The sequence below is a fragment of the Catenulispora yoronensis genome, from assembly GCF_039531695.1.
Lineage (GTDB): Bacteria > Actinomycetota > Actinomycetes > Streptomycetales > Catenulisporaceae > Catenulispora > Catenulispora yoronensis.
Window position 1 is genome coordinate 93190 of sequence record NZ_BAAAQN010000046.1, and the last position, 14331, is coordinate 107520.

Here is a 14331-nt window from a genome sequence, read left to right on the forward strand (position 1 = left end):
TTCCCGCGTGGCGTTGGCTAGATTCCGGGCATCCGCTATCGAACCGGGAGCAGTAGTGCGCAAGTGCGTGTCAATGGTCGCCGTGGCCTCCACCGCCGTCGGTCTCGCCGGGTGTTCGAGCCCGGACCGGGCGCGGGAACCCGCCGGGGCGGCCCACCCGCTGGGCACGGCGGCCGGCGAGAACGGTCAGAACGTCAAGAACGGCCAGGGCCAGGACGGCCAGAACAGCAAGCAGGGTAAGAAGAATCAGCCGGCACGGGGCGACCAGATCCCGCCGCTTGCCGTCGCCGCCAACGTCCCGGGGGCCCATCCCGCGGCCGGCAGCGCCGCTGACGCCGCCGCCGATACTGCCGCCGGCAAGCAGCTTCCCGCCGCCCGTCCCAATCCTGATGGCGGGTTGGAGGGCCTCGGTCTGACCGGCACGACTGTTGCTCCGGCCTCCGGCGCCGCGGTCCCCAGCGGCACCACTTCGCTTCCCGACCACCAGGCAGGCGGCCGGTCTGCCTTGCCGAGACGCGGCTCGCCGGGCAAGGGACAGGCCGCCCCGGCTCCGGCGTCGCCCGCCCCGGCCCCGCCGCAGAACACCGGCTCCGGCTCCTCGGACTCGTCCCTCGCGCAGATCATGGACGCCGTGGTCGCGTCGCGCATGGACGGCAAGGAGGTGCTGCTGGAGATCGCCGGGGACGGTTGCGCCGACTGCCGCGCGCTGGACCAGGCCATGCACTCGCCCAAGGCCCAGGCCGTGCTCGCGCAGTCCTACCACGTGGTCCGGATCGACCCGGGCGGGGCAGGGGCGATTGCCTCCCAGTACGGGCTCTCGGGTCTTTCCGGCGGTTCGGGCGGCTCCGCCAGCTCCGGCATGCCGACGCTGGTCGTGCTGAACCCGGACGGCACGGTCCGCGCCGACTCCTCCCGCACCGGCCGCCCCGCGTTCACCGAGGCCGGCCTGTCCTCCTGGCTGAAGCAGTGGGCCCCGCGATGAAGCCCTCGACGGTCCTGACGATCGCCGCGCTGTCCGGCATCCCCGTGCTCACCGCCCTGGGCCTGGCCCTCACCATGCACCACCGCACCCAGCCGGTGACGTTCTCCGACCAGGGCGTCAACGTCGCGATGCGGCTCTCCGAGGACGGCGGCCGCCTGCTGACCACCTTCACCCCGCAGCGTCCCGGCTTCCACCTCTACAGCGTCGGCCTGCCCGCCCACGGCATCGACGGCCGGGGCAGCCCCACCCGCGTCGAGGTCGCGGGCGCCCTGCGCAGCCGCGGCCCGCTGGTCGCCGAGGCGCCGGTGCGGATGCTGCCGCTGCGGGGCACCGGCGTGAAGTTCCCGGTGTATCCGGACGGCGCGGTCACCACTGTGCTGCCGGTGGCCCTCGACGAGCACGGGCCCGCCCAAGTGGTCGTGAGCTACGCCGCGTGCAGCCCGCAGGAGTGCCTGAGTCCGGTCATGGATCACCCCGTGGAGATCCCCGCGGACGCGTTGGCGGCGATGCGATAGCCGGGTTCGGCCACAGTCGGCTGCCGGGCGTCGTAGCGTGCCCGGTGGCCGCGCTCGATTGCCTGACCCCAGTACGTGCCGCCGAGCATCAGCACCGCGCCGAACACCGTGACGAGGGTCAACCGCTCCCCGCCGAGCGCCACGCCCGCCACGACCGCCCACACCGGCTCGGTCCCCAGCAGCAGGCTGGCGCGGCTGGTCGAGCTGCGCCGCACGGCCCACGTCTGCGCCAGGAACGCGAACACGCTGCAGAACAGCGCCAGGTAGGCCAGCTCGGCCCACGCCGTGCCGCCGGCGCGCGCCAGCTTCGGCACCGCGTAGGCCGCCGGGATCACGAACAGCGCGGTCCCGACGTACGTCTGCACGACGGTCAGATTCAGGGGCCTGATGTCGCGTGTCGTGGTCAGCCGGCCGACCAGGGCCACGTGCCCGGTCCGGACCACAGCCGCCGCGAGCATCAGCAGGTCGCCGGAGCTGGGCGCGTGGAACCCGCCGCTGCCGCTCATCAGCAGCCCGACCGCGAGCACGCATACGCCGGAGGCCGCGAAGTAGGGCGCCGGCAGCGTCCCCCGGCCGCGGTCGAGCAGCGGCGTGAGGACGATCGTCAGGCTGATGATGAGGCCCGCGTTGGCGGCCGAGGTGTGGGCGACGCCGTAGGTCTCGATGATCAGGACGGAGGCCTGGGTCACGCCGAGCACGCCGCCGATGCGCAGTTCGGTCCGTGTCGGGCGGAGCTGCCGCCGCACGGCCAGGACCGCCGACCCGGACAGGGCGGAGAGCGCGTACCGGGCCAGCAGCACGCCCAGCACGGTCACCGCCACGGCCGCCGACTTCGCCGCGAGGTAGCTGGAGCCCCAGACGAACGCGACGAGGAGCAGCGCGAGGTCGGTGCGGCGGTCGGGGCGGTCGGGGCGGTTTGATCCAGGCATGCGCCCATCGTGGGCCGTCACCAATGATGTAGTCGAGCACCAGCTTCTCAACCAATCATGAAGTATCCCTACACTGTTGCCCATGGACGAACGCCAGCTGCGCATCCTGCGCGAACTCGGCGAGCTGGGCAGCGTGTCGGCCGTCGCCGAGGCGCTGCTGGTCACCCCCTCGGCGATTTCCCAGCAACTCAGGCTCCTGCAACGCGCGGCCGCGGTGCCGCTGACCGAGCGCTCGGGCCGCCGCCTCGTGCTCACCCCCGCCGGGCAGGCGCTCGCCGACGCCGCGGTCGAGGTCGAGGCGGCGCTCGCCCGGGCCCGGCAGACGGTCGAGGAGTTCCTGGCCGAGCCCACGGGAACGGTGACGCTGGCCGCGTTCCACAGCGCCGGCCTGATGTTCTTCCCAGCGCTGCTGCGCGCCTTGACCGGCCCCGGTGCACCCCGCCTGTCGGTCGCGGACGAGGACGTCGCCCAGGAGCACTTCCCGAAGCTGACCCGCGCCTACGACCTCGTCCTGGCACACCGCTTCGACCACGCGCCCCCGTGGCCCCGCACCGTCGCGGTCACGCCACTGCTGCACGAGCCCCTGGACATCGCGCTGCCGACCGGCCACCCCCTGACCGCCAAGGCCCGGCTCCGACCCGACGACGTCGCGGGCGAACCGTGGGTTACCGTCCACGACGGCTTCCCGGTCTTCGCCCTGTTCGAAGCCATCGCCACCGCCGCCGGCCGCAGCCCCGAACGGGTACACCGAGTCAACGAGTTCACCGTCGTCGCCGAGATCGTCGCCGCCGGCGGCGGCATCGCACTGCTCCCACGCTGGACGACACGACCGCACCCGGACGTAGTGCTGCGGCCGCTGGCGGGAGTCCGCGCGCGCCGCCATATCGACGTGCTCTACCGACCGGAGCAGGCGGCGCGGCACGCGGTGCGCACGGTGCTGGCGGAGCTGGAGCGGGCGGCTGAGCGGATCCGGCGGTAGGGGGTGGGCGTAGCGGGGCGAATGAATGTTCGTGGCTGTGTGAAGTGAGCCCCTGCGGGGGCGGGCCGTCGCGTGGCGGGGCCGCGTGACGCGCGCTCGTGTGACGCTAGCCGTGTCGCCGACCTCCCGGCCAACAACACGCCGTCGGCCGACCGGATCCCCGGCCGGCCAATCCGCTGCCGCCGCCTACCGCCCCGCCGGCTGCCGTCCCGAGACGGCCAGCGCCCGGTCGAACGCCGAGGCGTCGGCGTCGAGCTCTACCTCCGCCGCGAAGCCGTCGTACTCGCGGTACATCTCGGCGGCGTCGGCGACTGCTTTGGCGACCGTTGCTGCGACGTCGTCGCGGCAGGTGTAGTCCTGGCCGGTCGCGGTGGCCAGGTCCCAGGAGTGGAGTACCAGCTCCATCAGGATCATCTCCGCGATCTGCGGGGCCGGGGTCTGGCCGGAGCCGGTGTCGATCGTGCTCGACCACACCTCGTCCGGGGCCCATGCGGCCAGCGCGCGGTCCAGCTGGTCGCGGTAGCGGGCCGCGTAGTCCGGCTCGGAGGCGAAGTCGCGCTCCATCAGGTCCGCGTCGACCTGCTCGCTGCGGGCGCGGCGCTCGAAGGAGTACGACGTCCACAGCACCAGGTGGTTCAGCAACTCCTTGACGTCCCATTGCGTGCACGGCGTCTTGTCGCCGAACTGCTCCGGCCGCGTGCCGGCCACCACCCGGGCGGCCTCGTCGGCGGCCGACGTCAACTGTTCGTGGATCTTGTTCATGCCGACGACGCTACCCACGGTCACCGAAACCGGTCTTGAAGAAACGCGTCAGTGCGCCGCACTAGTGTGGGGCCCATGGCAGCGTCGCAGGTCGGCCCGAACGCCCCGGTCGTCGCATCCTCCGAGGTGAAACCGGTACAGGACGACAGCCGCGGCATCCTGTATCCGGCTGCCGCGCACACTGTTTTCCAGCTCGACCGCTATCCGGCCACCAGCACCGTGGCCCGCTTCGTCGATCGCTACTGGCTGTCCACCTGGAACCTGCCGCCCGGCGTCCGCCACGAACAGCAAGTGCTGCTCCATCCGGTGGTCAACGTCGTCTTCGAGCCGCACGGCGCCGTCGTCTCCGGCGTCGACACCGGACGCTTCGCCGTCGAGATGAAGGGGAGCGGACGCGCCCTGGGCGTCATGTTCCGCCCCGCCGCCTTCGCGCCCTTCCTGGACGGCCCGCTCACCGCGCTCACCGACCAGGACGTCCCCCTGTCCCGGGTGCCGGCGCTGGCCGACCTCGAACCGCTGCTGGTGCCGCTGGTCGCCGACCCGGCCGTGTCCGGGGAGCGGCTCGCCGCCGTCGTCGACGCCGCGCTGACCGAGCGGATTCCGGCTGAGCGGCAGCCGTGCGAGACCACGACCGAGTGGGCCGAGCTGGCCGTGCGCGACCGGACGCTGACCCGGGTGGAGGATCTCGCGCTCGCCGCGGGAGTCGGTATGCGCACGCTGCAACGGGCGTTCACCGAGCACATCGGCATCGGCCCGAAGTGGTTCCTGCGCCGCTACCGCATTTACGAGGCCGGCGAACGAGTCGCGCACCAGGAGACTGTTGACTGGTCCGTTCTCGCCGCCGACCTCGGTTACGCCGATCAGGCCCACCTGACTCGCGACTTCACCGCCGCTTTCGGTCTGCCGCCGGCGCAGTACGCGGCGACGTCGGCGGCCCGCCGCACAGCAGAAGGCTGAGCTGAGCCGCCGCGCGTCTACTGCATCTACTACGTCTACTGCATGTACTGCATGTACTGCATCTACTACGTCTACTCCTCCTCGGCGTGCGGCAACTTCGCCGAGATCAGCTCCATCACCGCCGAGTCCGCCAGCGTCGTGGTGTCCCCGATCGCCCGGTCCTCGGCGACGTCCCGCAGCAACCGTCGCATGATCTTGCCCGACCGGGTCTTCGGCAGCTCCGGCACCACGATGATCTGGCGCGGCTTCGCGATCGGCCCGATCGCCTTGGTGACGTGCTCCCGCAGCGTTTCCTCCAGCTCGGCGTGCTCCTCGTTCCCGCCGCGCAGGATGACGAACGCGACGATCCGCTGTCCGGTGGTCTCGTCCTTCGCCCCGACGACCGCCGCCTCGGCGACCGACGGATGCGATACCAGCGCGGACTCGACTTCGGTGGTGGAGATGTTGTGGCCGGAGACGAGCATGATGTCGTCGACGCGGCCGAGCAGCCACAGGTCGCCGTCCTCGTCCTTCTTGGCGCCGTCGCCGGCGAAGTAGTAGCCCTGTTCGGCGAACCGGGACCAGTAGGTGTCGACGAACCGCTTCGGATCGCCCCAGATCCCCCGCAGCATCGACGGCCACGGCTTGTCGAGCACCAGATATCCGCCGCCGCCGTTTGGCACCGGCGTCCCGCCCTTGTCGACGACCGTCGCCGAGATGCCCGGCAGCGGACGCATCGCCGACCCCGGCTTGGCCTCGGTGACGCCGGGCAGCGGCGAGATCATGATCGCGCCGGTCTCGGTCTGCCACCACGTGTCCACGACGGGCGTCCGGCCCCCGCCGATGTTCTCCCGGTACCAGATCCACGCCTCGGGGTTGATCGGCTCGCCGACCGACCCCAGCAGCCGCAGCGAGGACAGGTCGAACTTCGCCGGGAGCGCCGAACCCCACTTCATAAAGGTTCGAATGGCAGTGGGAGCGGTGTAGAGGAGGGTGACCTTGTACTTCTGGACGATCTCCCAGAAGCGGCCCTGGTGCGGGGTGTCCGGGGTGCCCTCGTACATGACTTCGGTGGCGCCGTTGGAGAGCGGGCCGTAGACGATGTAGGAGTGGCCGGTGACCCAGCCGACGTCGGCGGTGCACCAGTAGACGTCGGTCTCCGGCTTCAGGTCGAACACCGCGTGGTGGGTGTAAGAAGCCTGAGTGAGATAGCCGCCGGTGGTGTGCAGGATGCCCTTCGGCTTCCCGGTGGTGCCCGAGGTGTAGAGGATGAACAGCGGATGCTCCGCGTCGAGGCCGACTGCCGTGTGCTCCCCGGACTGGGAGTCCACCAGGTCGTGCCACCACACGTCGCGCGCGTCGTCCCACGCCACCTCGTGCCCGGTGCGCCGCACCACGAGCACCTTCTCAATGCTCGGCGACGCCCCGGCCGCCTCGTCGGCGTTGGCCTTCAGATTCACCACCGACCCGCGGCGGTGGTAGCCGTCGGCGGTGATCAGCAGGCGCGCGCCGGCGTCCTCGATGCGGCCGCGCAGCGCTTCGGGGGAGAAGGCGGCGAAGCAGACCGAGTGCACCGCGCCGATGCGTGCGCAGGCGAGCATCGCGACCGCGGTCTCCGGGATCATCGGCATGTAGATCGCCACCCGGTCCCCGGCGGCGATCCCGAGCGAGGTCAGGGCGTTCGCGGCCTTGCATACCTCGGTCTTGAGCTCGGCGTAGGTCAGCGAGCGGGAATCGCCGGGCTCGCCCTCGAAGTGGATCGCCACGCGGTCGCCGTTGCCGGCCTCGACGTGCCGGTCCACGCAGTTGTGGGCGGCGTTCAGCGTGCCGCCGACGAACCACCTCGCGAAGGGCTTGTCCGACCAGTCCAGGATCTGTGTCCAGGGCTGGTCCCAGTGCAGGCGTGCGGCTTGGGCGGCCCAGAACGCCTCCCGGTCGGCGTCGGCCGTGGCGTAGGCCGATTCGGTGACGTTGGCTTGGTCGGCCAGCTCCGGCGGTGGCGGGAAGCGGCGGTTCTCGCGGAGCAGGTTTGAGAGGGTCTCGGTGTTGTCGGTTTCGGTTTCGGCGTTGGCGTTGGCGTTGGCGTTGGCGTTGGCGTTGGCGTCGGCGTCGGCGTCGATGTTGTGAGCGTCGGTGTCGTCCGTGTCAGTGTTCTCGGTTCCGTGGGTCTCAGACATCGTCAGTCCCGGGCCCTCACCGCGGCCAGGTCGGGAACCACTGCTTCTTGTGGGTCTCGTTCACCACCGAGGCGAACGAGGCGTACCAGGCGGCCAGCGCCGTCGCGATGCCGACCCATCCGGCGAGGCGAGTGAACAGGGCCGGCGGTGTGGCGGCGTTCTGCCACGCGCCGATGGCCAGGAAGAGGAAGGTGACGGTCAGCAGTACGAACACGGCCAGCACGGCGCCGTTGGTCCGCAGCGCGGCCAAGGTCATGTAGCCGGTGAAGATGAACCAGGCGAACAGATACAGACCCAGCGTCTTGTGGGCGTCGCCGCCGGCGCCGAAGTGCACGATGCCCCAGTAGCTCAGCCAGAAGGCGCCGAAGGAGCTGAAGGCGGTCGCGCCGAAGGTGTTGCCGCGCCGGTACTCCCACATACCGGCCAGGAACTGCGCGATGCCGCCGTAGAAGAGGGCCAGGCCGAGGATGACGTCCCCGCTGCCCTTCTCCGCGATGAGGTTCGCGTTGAAGAAGCTGAGGATGAAGGTGGTCATGGCGAAGCCCGCCAGTCCCAGCGGGGCGGGGTCGGCGATGCCGCCCGAGAGCGGAGCCGGAGCGGGAGCCGGAGCCGGGGCCGGAGTGATGTTCGGGGTCTCACTCATGGTGGGTGCGTCCCTTCCCTTGGTGACGGACGCGGCCGGTCCTTACCGGACGCGTCCCGTCCAACGTAGGAAGCACGCCGAGAAGTGGACACGGCGATGCGGCGCGGACTGGACCATCGGTTGATGTGCTGCGACGAACGGTCGGCGTGGTGCTGTGGGCGGTCCGGGGCTCAGCGCAGCTTGCCGGCCAGAGCGTCCATCTCGTCCGTCCACGCCAGCACCGCTTCCAGCGCCGGATCCCGGTTGGCGCGGTAGTCCGCGAGCGTCGGCGGCGTGGGGAGCAGCGGCGGGATCCAGATCCGGTGGTCGAAGGGGTACGAGGTCTGCCACGCCAGGTCCGAGATGTTGACCCGCAGCCCGCTGTGCGGCAGCCGGAACGGGATCGTCTCGCCGACGAAGTTCGGCCGGGAGCCCGACGGCTCGCCGACGAACACCGTGTCGGCGTGCCGGCCGAGCAGCGTCGCGGTGTTCTGCGCGGCGGAGAACGTGTCGCGGCCGGTGATGACGAACAGGTGACCCGGGCGGTTGACCCGGTCGCAGCCGATGATCCGCTGCACCAGCCGCTCGGTCAGGAACGTGTCGCCGCCGCCGTTCCAGCGCAGGTCGACGACCAGGCGGTCGGCGTCGTGCGCGGCGATGGCGGCGACCAGGCGCTCGCTGAACTCGGCGATGCTCTCGCCCGGGGCTTCGGCATCCTGGATCGAGTTGAACTGGAGGTAGATCATGCGGTGTTCGGGGAGGTGTTCGAACCAGTAGAAGCGCTTGAAGTCGCGGTAGGAGAGCGGGAGGGGTGCGTCGAGGGCCTCGGGCAGCGAGGTCCAGCCCTCGGGGTGCGAGGGCCAGGCGTGCGGTCGGGGGGAGGGGCTGGGGAGGGTCTTCAGGTCGATGTCGAGGTCGATGTCGAGGTCGATGTCGAGGTCGAGGTCGGTGGTTGTGGTGGTTGTAGTGCTGGTGCTGGTGGTCGTCTTGTCGAAAAGCTCGACAGTGAGCGTGACGGCGTCGGGGCGGTCGACGAGGCCGATCGCGTGCAGGATCGGGATCCGCCGCAGCCAGCGCGGCACGTCGGCCTTGAGGAAGTAGTCGTTGTCGCGGCAGACGAGCGGCTCGATCGCGTCGGCGAGCTCTGCGATCGGACGGCCGTCGAACGCGGTGACGCGGGCGCCGAGCAGGTGTTCGTGGCCTGGCGCGGCGGCGGTGACGACGAAGCCTTCGGGGAAGTCGGCGAAGGCGATCGGGAGGGTGCGGTCGCCCGGCTCCGGGCCGGTGGTGAGGTCGATCCGGGCGTGGCCGTCCTTGAGCAGGGCGAGGGCGCGTTGGATGCCGGCGACGATTTGGACGTCGGTCAGGGTGCTGACGGCGTGGGCCAGGTTGTCGATGGCGGTGGTGAACGGTTCGGCGCACTTGTGCCAGATGGGGCTGTGGCGGGTGGCTTCTTCGAGGAGGAATCGCAGGTCGGCGCACCAGTTTTTGTCGCGGTCGGCGGGGGCGGGGGGCGGCTCAACGGTGCCGCATATTTTCTGAAAGGCGGGGTCGTTGCGGAGCGGTGCCAGGTCCTCGTTGTCGCGGATCCGCGAGCGGTCGCGCAGTCCGAGGTCCTTCGCTCGGGCGAGGGCTGTCAGTGCTTCGGGGTGTTCGCCGAGGCGGACGTGGCAGAGGGCGATCTGATAGGCGATCTCGGCGGGGTGGACGGCGTCGTTGTCGGTCCAGACGCCCAGTTCGGCGGATCGGGTGTGGGCGTCGAGGGCGCCGCGGTGGTCGCCGGAGCCGGTTCTGGCTTGCGCGAGGGCGTCCCAGTGGCGGCCGCTGAGGGGGTTTTGGGCGATTACCTGTTCCCAGAGCCGCGCGGCCTCGGTCCAGTTCTTGGCGGCCGACGCGGTCTCGGCGCGGTTCAGGGTGTGCAGGAATTCGAGGACGTTGATCGTGCTCATGGTGATGCCTCCTGCTGCTTGCGTTCTGGGGGTTGTTTCGGCGGCTGTTCTGGCGTGACGGTGGCGGCGATGAAGACGCGGACTTCGCGCGCGCCGTCGGGGATGCTGCCGCGGTCGGTGACCCGGCTTCGGAAGCGGTCAGCGACCTCGCTGAGTTCGCGCGTGAGCTCGGCGAACTCCTCAGCCGTCGCGGCGAACGTGGTGCCCTTGATGGTGGCGCCCTGCCGCCACTGCTCGGGTTCGCGGCTGCGCCGCCGCGTCCACTCCTTGGCCCGCTCCAGCTCGTGGTCGAGGAACACGTCGGTCGCGGCCTCGGCGGCGAGCTGGCCGGCCAGGCCGTGGCTGTCGCCGGAGAGCGTCTGGTCGTAGCTGGTCATACGCCACGGCCGTTCCCGGCCCGCGCCGCCCTCGACGGCTTCGATGTAGCCGTACTTCGCCAGGGTGTTGAGGTGATAGGAGCAGTTCGCGACGCTCTCGCCGGTCAGCTCGGCGCAGCGCGTGGCGGTGGCGGTCTCCTCGCGGCCGATGATGTCGATCAGCTTCCAGCGGAGTGGGTGGGCGAGGGCGCGGAGCGCTTTGGGGTCGGTGCGGGCGCCGGACTGTTTCTCGACCATGCTTCGCAAGATATCTTGCGCAAGGAGTGTTTGCAAAGAGTTATTGTGATTGCTGGTGGGGGCATGATTGTGCCCCCGGCGATGGGTTCGGCGGGGGCGGGGGCGGGGGGGTGTGGGTGCGGGGCGGGAGTTGGGGCGGGGCGGGAGTGCGGGCGGGTGCGGGCGGGAGCGCGGGTGTGGTGGTTGTGGCGCGCTGTGTCAGCTGGGGAACTTCTTCCCGGCGATCACCTCGGCAGCAGCCTTGACACAGACCAGCGACGCCCCGTGCGACACGACCCACGCCGCACCACCCGGATCCACACTCGGCACCCCGAGCTCGACGACAACCGCGTCCGGCCGCTCCTTGACCAGCGCCACCACCTGCTCGACATCCTCCGGCCGCCGCTGGATCCCCCGCACCACAACCACCAACGGCCGCCCCGCCGGCACATCCGCCGCCACCGCGACCTCAGTCAACGACGCCCGAGTGGTGCCCGGCAACAGCTCCCCGAGTCGGTCCGCGAAACTGCGAGGGAGGTCGGCCTCGACGACATGCGGCGGCTGGGTGAGGGGGAGCGCGGTGGGCTCGGCTCGCAGGACGCTGATCGCGCGGCGGGCGACGGCCAGGCCGTTGATGGGGGTGGGGATGCTGACTGACTTTGCGCTGGCTATTGCGCTGGAGGTTTGTGCCTCGTCTGTTGAGGCACCTGTTTCGGAGCTGCCTGAGCTGCCTGAGCTGCCTGAGCTGCCTGAGCTGCCTGAGCTGCCTGGACTTGCAGAGCTGCCCGAGCCGGTCGAGCTGTTCGGACTGCCCGAGCTGGTGAAGCTGGTCGGCTTGGCGGAGCTGTCCGAGCTGGTCGGCCTGTTGAAGCTGTTGGAGTTAATGCTTGTTGGGCTGGTGGAGCTGGTTGGCTTGCTGGAGTTGTTGGAGCTGGTGCATGTCAGTCCTGTCTTGAGCCAAGCCGCGAACTCCGCCACCCGCCCCGCAGCCTCCACCAACCGCGCCTCCGGCAACGTCCCGTCCCGCAGCGCGGCCGTGATCGCGGACGTCAGCTCCGCCATGTCGTCGTCGGTGCTGTCTTTGTCGACACACACCAGGTCGATGCCCGCCGCCAGGGCCCGGACCGTCGCGCCCGCCAGGCCGTAGCGGGCCTTGACCGCGGCCATCGCGATGCCGTCGCTGACCGCGAGGCCGTCGAAGCCGAGTTCGTTGCGCAGCAGGCCGTCGATCACTGCCGGGCTCACCGATGCCGGGTGCTCGGCGTCCAGCGTGGGCAGCAGGATGTGGGCGATCATCATGGCTCGCGCGCCCGCGTCGATGGCGGCGCGGAAGGGTGGCAGCATGATGCGGTCCAGGTCTGTGCGGGAGGCGTTGACCGTGGGCAGGCCGTGGTGGGAGTCGATGATCGTGTCGCCGTGGCCGGGGAAGTGCTTCGCGCAGGCTGCTACGCCGGCTGCGTGCAGACCGCGCACGGATGCCGCGACGTGCCGCGCCACCAGCGCCGGGTCCGCGCCGAACGAGCGGGCGCCGATTACCGGGTTGCGCGGCTCGTTGTTGACGTCGGCCACCGGTGCGTAGTTCAGGTCGATGCCGACCGCCCGTACGCGGGCTCCGATCGCGCAGGCCACGGCTTCGGTGAGCTCCACGTCGTCGAGCGTCCCCAGCGCGAGGTTCCCCGGAAAGGTCGATCCGGTGGCGTGGTCCAGCCGCGTGACGTCGCCGGCCTCCTCGTCGATCGCCACGCACACGTCCGGGTTCTCCGCCCGCAGCGCGTCGGTCAGCGCCCGGACCTGGTCCGGGGTCCCGATGTTCGGCGCGAACAGGATCACCGAGCCGAGCCCCGCGGCCAGGCGCCGCCGGATCCAGTCGGGGGCCTCGGTGCCCGGGAAACCGGGCTGGAGCACCTGGGCGATCAGGACATCGAGCTCGGACATCGGACCCCTCATCGGACCCCTCATCAGACCCCTCCATCGCGCGGATACAGCAGAAACGGCGCTCGTTCGGCGGCGAACCGGCGGGCCGGCCTCTGCCATCCGGCGAGAATCTCCCGCGCCGTCGCACCCCGGAGCAGGTCCGTTCGGAACCGGTCGGTACCGGACAAGAGGTCGAAGTGGCGCTCACGGAACGCGAGCCGCTCCGGCCACCCGTCCCTCAAGGCGCACAACACCGTTGCCCCGAGAGCGAGCGGATCATGCGCGTCCGGGTCGGTGACGTGCACCTGCGCGCCGCAGATCTGTTCGCCGGCGTAGAGGTCGAAGGCGGGCGTCGCGTAGGCCTCGCGGACCACGACGCCGGGCAGGTTCGCCGCGCGGAGCCGCTCGGCGAAGGACCGGTCCAGCCACGGCGCGCCGATCAGCTCGAAGGGGGTCGTCGTGCCGCGTCCGACGGAGACGTTGGTGCCTTCCAGGAAGCAGGTGCCCGGATAGAGCAGGGTGGAGGCGGCGGTCGGCAGGTTCGGCGACGGAGGTACCCAGGGCAGGCCGGTCGCGTCGAACATGCGCGCGGGGTCCCAGCCTGCCAGCGGTATGACCTCGGGCGCCGGGACGCCGAGGCGCGCGGCGAAGAAGCCGGCGAGTTCGCCCATCGTCATGCCGTGGCGGACCGGGATCGGGGCCCGGCCCACGAAGGAGGCGAAGGTCTCGTCGAGTATGGGTCCTGATATGACCTGGCCGCCGATCGGGTTCGGGCGGTCGAGGACGCAGACTCGGACGCCGACCAGTGCCGCGGCGGCGAGGGCGTCGTGGAGGCTGGACTCGTAGGTGAAGAAGCGTGCGCCGGTGTTCTGGAGGTCGACGGCCAGGACGTCGATCCGTGATTCGGCCAGCATTCCGGAGAGGTGGTCGACGGTGTGCTGATAGGTGTCGTAGACGGGGAGGCCGGTGCTTGAGTCGGTGTTTGAGGCGGCGCTTGAGTCGGCGCTGCTTGAGTCGGTGCGGGCGGCTTCGGAGGAGCCGGCTTGAGCTGTGCCGAGTACGCCGTGTTCTGGGCCGAACAGGGCCTGGAGGTCGGCTTTGGCGTCGAGGAGTGCGTGGGCGGCGTGGCGGCCGTCGGAGGTGATGGCGGCTGGGTGGGTCAGGAGGCCGAGGCGCTCGCCGGCGAAGGGGGTGGGGGTGGGGGATGATGCGTTGATCAACCGTTCGAGGCCGGAGCGGGTCACGGGGCGACCGTCTTCTCGAACGTCCAGAAGACGCGGCCCAGCCGCGCTCCGACCGCGCGCGAGTAGAACCGCACCGGTCCCACCCAGCCGATCTCGGCGGTCGTCACGCCGGCGTCGCGCTGGTCGGCGAGGCAGCGGCGCAGCAAGACCGCGCCGATACCCAGGCCGCGCGCTGCTTCGTCGGTGCCCATGGGGCCGAAGACGGGGACGCGCTGGACGCTGTGGGCGGCGAAGCCGAGGAAGGCGCCGTCGCGGACGGCGACGTGCAGCGTCGGAGGGTCGTTGCGCAGGGCCATGGAGCACTCGTCGGCCCAGGAGCCGCCGAACTCGTGCTTGATCCAGGTGCGGAGGGCTTCTTCGTCGGCGGAGTCGGCGCGGCGGATGTCGATGGCGGGGGAGAGGGAGGCCAGGCGGCGCTCGTCGGCGTCGGTGGCGAGGAGGTTCTCGCGGGTGGCGGCGGCGAGGTCGACGAGCATGTTGTTGCTGTCGAGCAGGCGTTCGTAGCCGGCCGACGTGGCCAGGCAGAGGGCCGGGGTGTAGCGGATGTCGATGCCGGGCCAGGCGTGGTTCGGCGGGTTGCCGCGGATGCGGAGGCGGGTGGCGCCGGCGGCTATGAGGCGGCGCTCGGCTTCGGCGAGGAGGGCGCGGCCGATGCCGCGGTTGCGGTGGTGGGGGTGGACGGCGAGGAGGTCGATGTGGCCGGTGGTGGGGTGGTTGTCGCGGGCGGGG

General features: G+C 70.9%; 13 protein-coding genes. 4 read left to right on the plus strand and 9 right to left on the minus strand.

Annotated elements, in window-relative coordinates; translation table 11 throughout:
• Positions 1 to 82: 82 nt before the first annotated feature.
• Together ABD481_RS31265 and ABD481_RS31270 are read left to right on the plus strand one after the other, a co-directional pair.
• Positions 83 to 982, plus strand: a complete 900-nt coding sequence (locus tag ABD481_RS31265; RefSeq protein WP_344669401.1) for a thioredoxin family protein — start codon at positions 83 to 85, stop codon at positions 980 to 982.
• Entirely contained in the window at positions 979 to 1497 is a 519-nt protein-coding gene (locus tag ABD481_RS31270) for a hypothetical protein (protein ID WP_344669402.1), read from the plus strand. The genes ABD481_RS31265 and ABD481_RS31270 overlap by 4 nt, the downstream gene beginning before the upstream one ends.
• On the opposite strand, the gene ABD481_RS31275 is transcribed toward ABD481_RS31270, so the two are convergent.
• Positions 1452 to 2426, minus strand: a complete 975-nt coding sequence (locus tag ABD481_RS31275; RefSeq protein WP_344669403.1) for a DMT family transporter — start codon at positions 2424 to 2426, stop codon at positions 1452 to 1454. The two genes, ABD481_RS31270 and ABD481_RS31275, sit on opposite strands and share 46 nt — an antisense overlap.
• Before the next feature lie 82 nt (positions 2427 to 2508).
• Here ABD481_RS31275 and ABD481_RS31280 point away from each other — a divergent pair, with 82 nt between their 5' ends.
• Positions 2509 to 3405, plus strand: coding sequence for a LysR family transcriptional regulator (locus tag ABD481_RS31280; protein WP_344669404.1), 897 nt, complete (start codon positions 2509 to 2511; stop codon positions 3403 to 3405).
• A gap of 186 nt (positions 3406 to 3591) precedes the next feature.
• Here ABD481_RS31280 and ABD481_RS31285 read toward each other — a convergent pair whose 3' ends face one another.
• Positions 3592 to 4167, minus strand: a complete 576-nt coding sequence (locus ABD481_RS31285) for a TIGR03086 family metal-binding protein (protein ID WP_344669405.1) — start codon at positions 4165 to 4167, stop codon at positions 3592 to 3594.
• Positions 4168 to 4242: 75 nt separating this feature from the next.
• Here ABD481_RS31285 and ABD481_RS31290 point away from each other — a divergent pair, with 75 nt between their 5' ends.
• Positions 4243 to 5124, plus strand: coding sequence for a DUF6597 domain-containing transcriptional factor (locus ABD481_RS31290; RefSeq protein WP_344669406.1), 882 nt, complete (start codon positions 4243 to 4245; stop codon positions 5122 to 5124).
• Positions 5125 to 5195: 71 nt separating this feature from the next.
• Here the strand turns inward: ABD481_RS31290 and acs are convergent, their stop codons facing one another.
• From acs to ABD481_RS31325, 7 genes are all read right to left on the minus strand, one after another.
• Positions 5196 to 7280, minus strand: a complete 2085-nt coding sequence (gene acs, locus ABD481_RS31295; protein WP_344669407.1) for an acetate--CoA ligase — start codon at positions 7278 to 7280, stop codon at positions 5196 to 5198.
• Between the two features lie 16 nt (positions 7281 to 7296).
• The gene (locus ABD481_RS31300) at positions 7297 to 7923 is read right to left on the minus strand and encodes an acetate uptake transporter (protein WP_344669408.1); all 627 of its coding nucleotides are present in this window, start codon (positions 7921 to 7923) and stop codon (positions 7297 to 7299) included.
• A gap of 170 nt (positions 7924 to 8093) precedes the next feature.
• The gene (locus ABD481_RS31305; protein WP_344669409.1) at positions 8094 to 9851 is read right to left on the minus strand and encodes a TPR end-of-group domain-containing protein; all 1758 of its coding nucleotides are present in this window, start codon (positions 9849 to 9851) and stop codon (positions 8094 to 8096) included.
• Positions 9848 to 10465, minus strand: coding sequence for a helix-turn-helix domain-containing protein (locus ABD481_RS31310; RefSeq protein ID WP_344669410.1), 618 nt, complete (start codon positions 10463 to 10465; stop codon positions 9848 to 9850). The genes ABD481_RS31305 and ABD481_RS31310 overlap by 4 nt, the downstream gene beginning before the upstream one ends.
• Before the next feature lie 198 nt (positions 10466 to 10663).
• Positions 10664 to 12379 carry a glycoside hydrolase family 3 protein gene (locus ABD481_RS31315; RefSeq protein WP_344669411.1) on the minus strand — a complete coding sequence of 572 codons (1716 nt, stop codon included), beginning with the start codon at positions 12377 to 12379 and terminating at the stop codon, positions 10664 to 10666.
• Positions 12380 to 12402: 23 nt separating this feature from the next.
• Positions 12403 to 13602: an exo-beta-N-acetylmuramidase NamZ family protein gene (locus ABD481_RS31320; RefSeq protein ID WP_344669412.1), complete on the minus strand. Its 1200-nt coding sequence runs from the start codon at positions 13600 to 13602 to the stop codon at positions 12403 to 12405.
• The coding region (locus ABD481_RS31325) for a GNAT family N-acetyltransferase (RefSeq protein WP_344669413.1) at positions 13599 to 14331 on the minus strand (733 nt) is incomplete at its 5' end. The genes ABD481_RS31325 and ABD481_RS31320, both read right to left, overlap by 4 nt.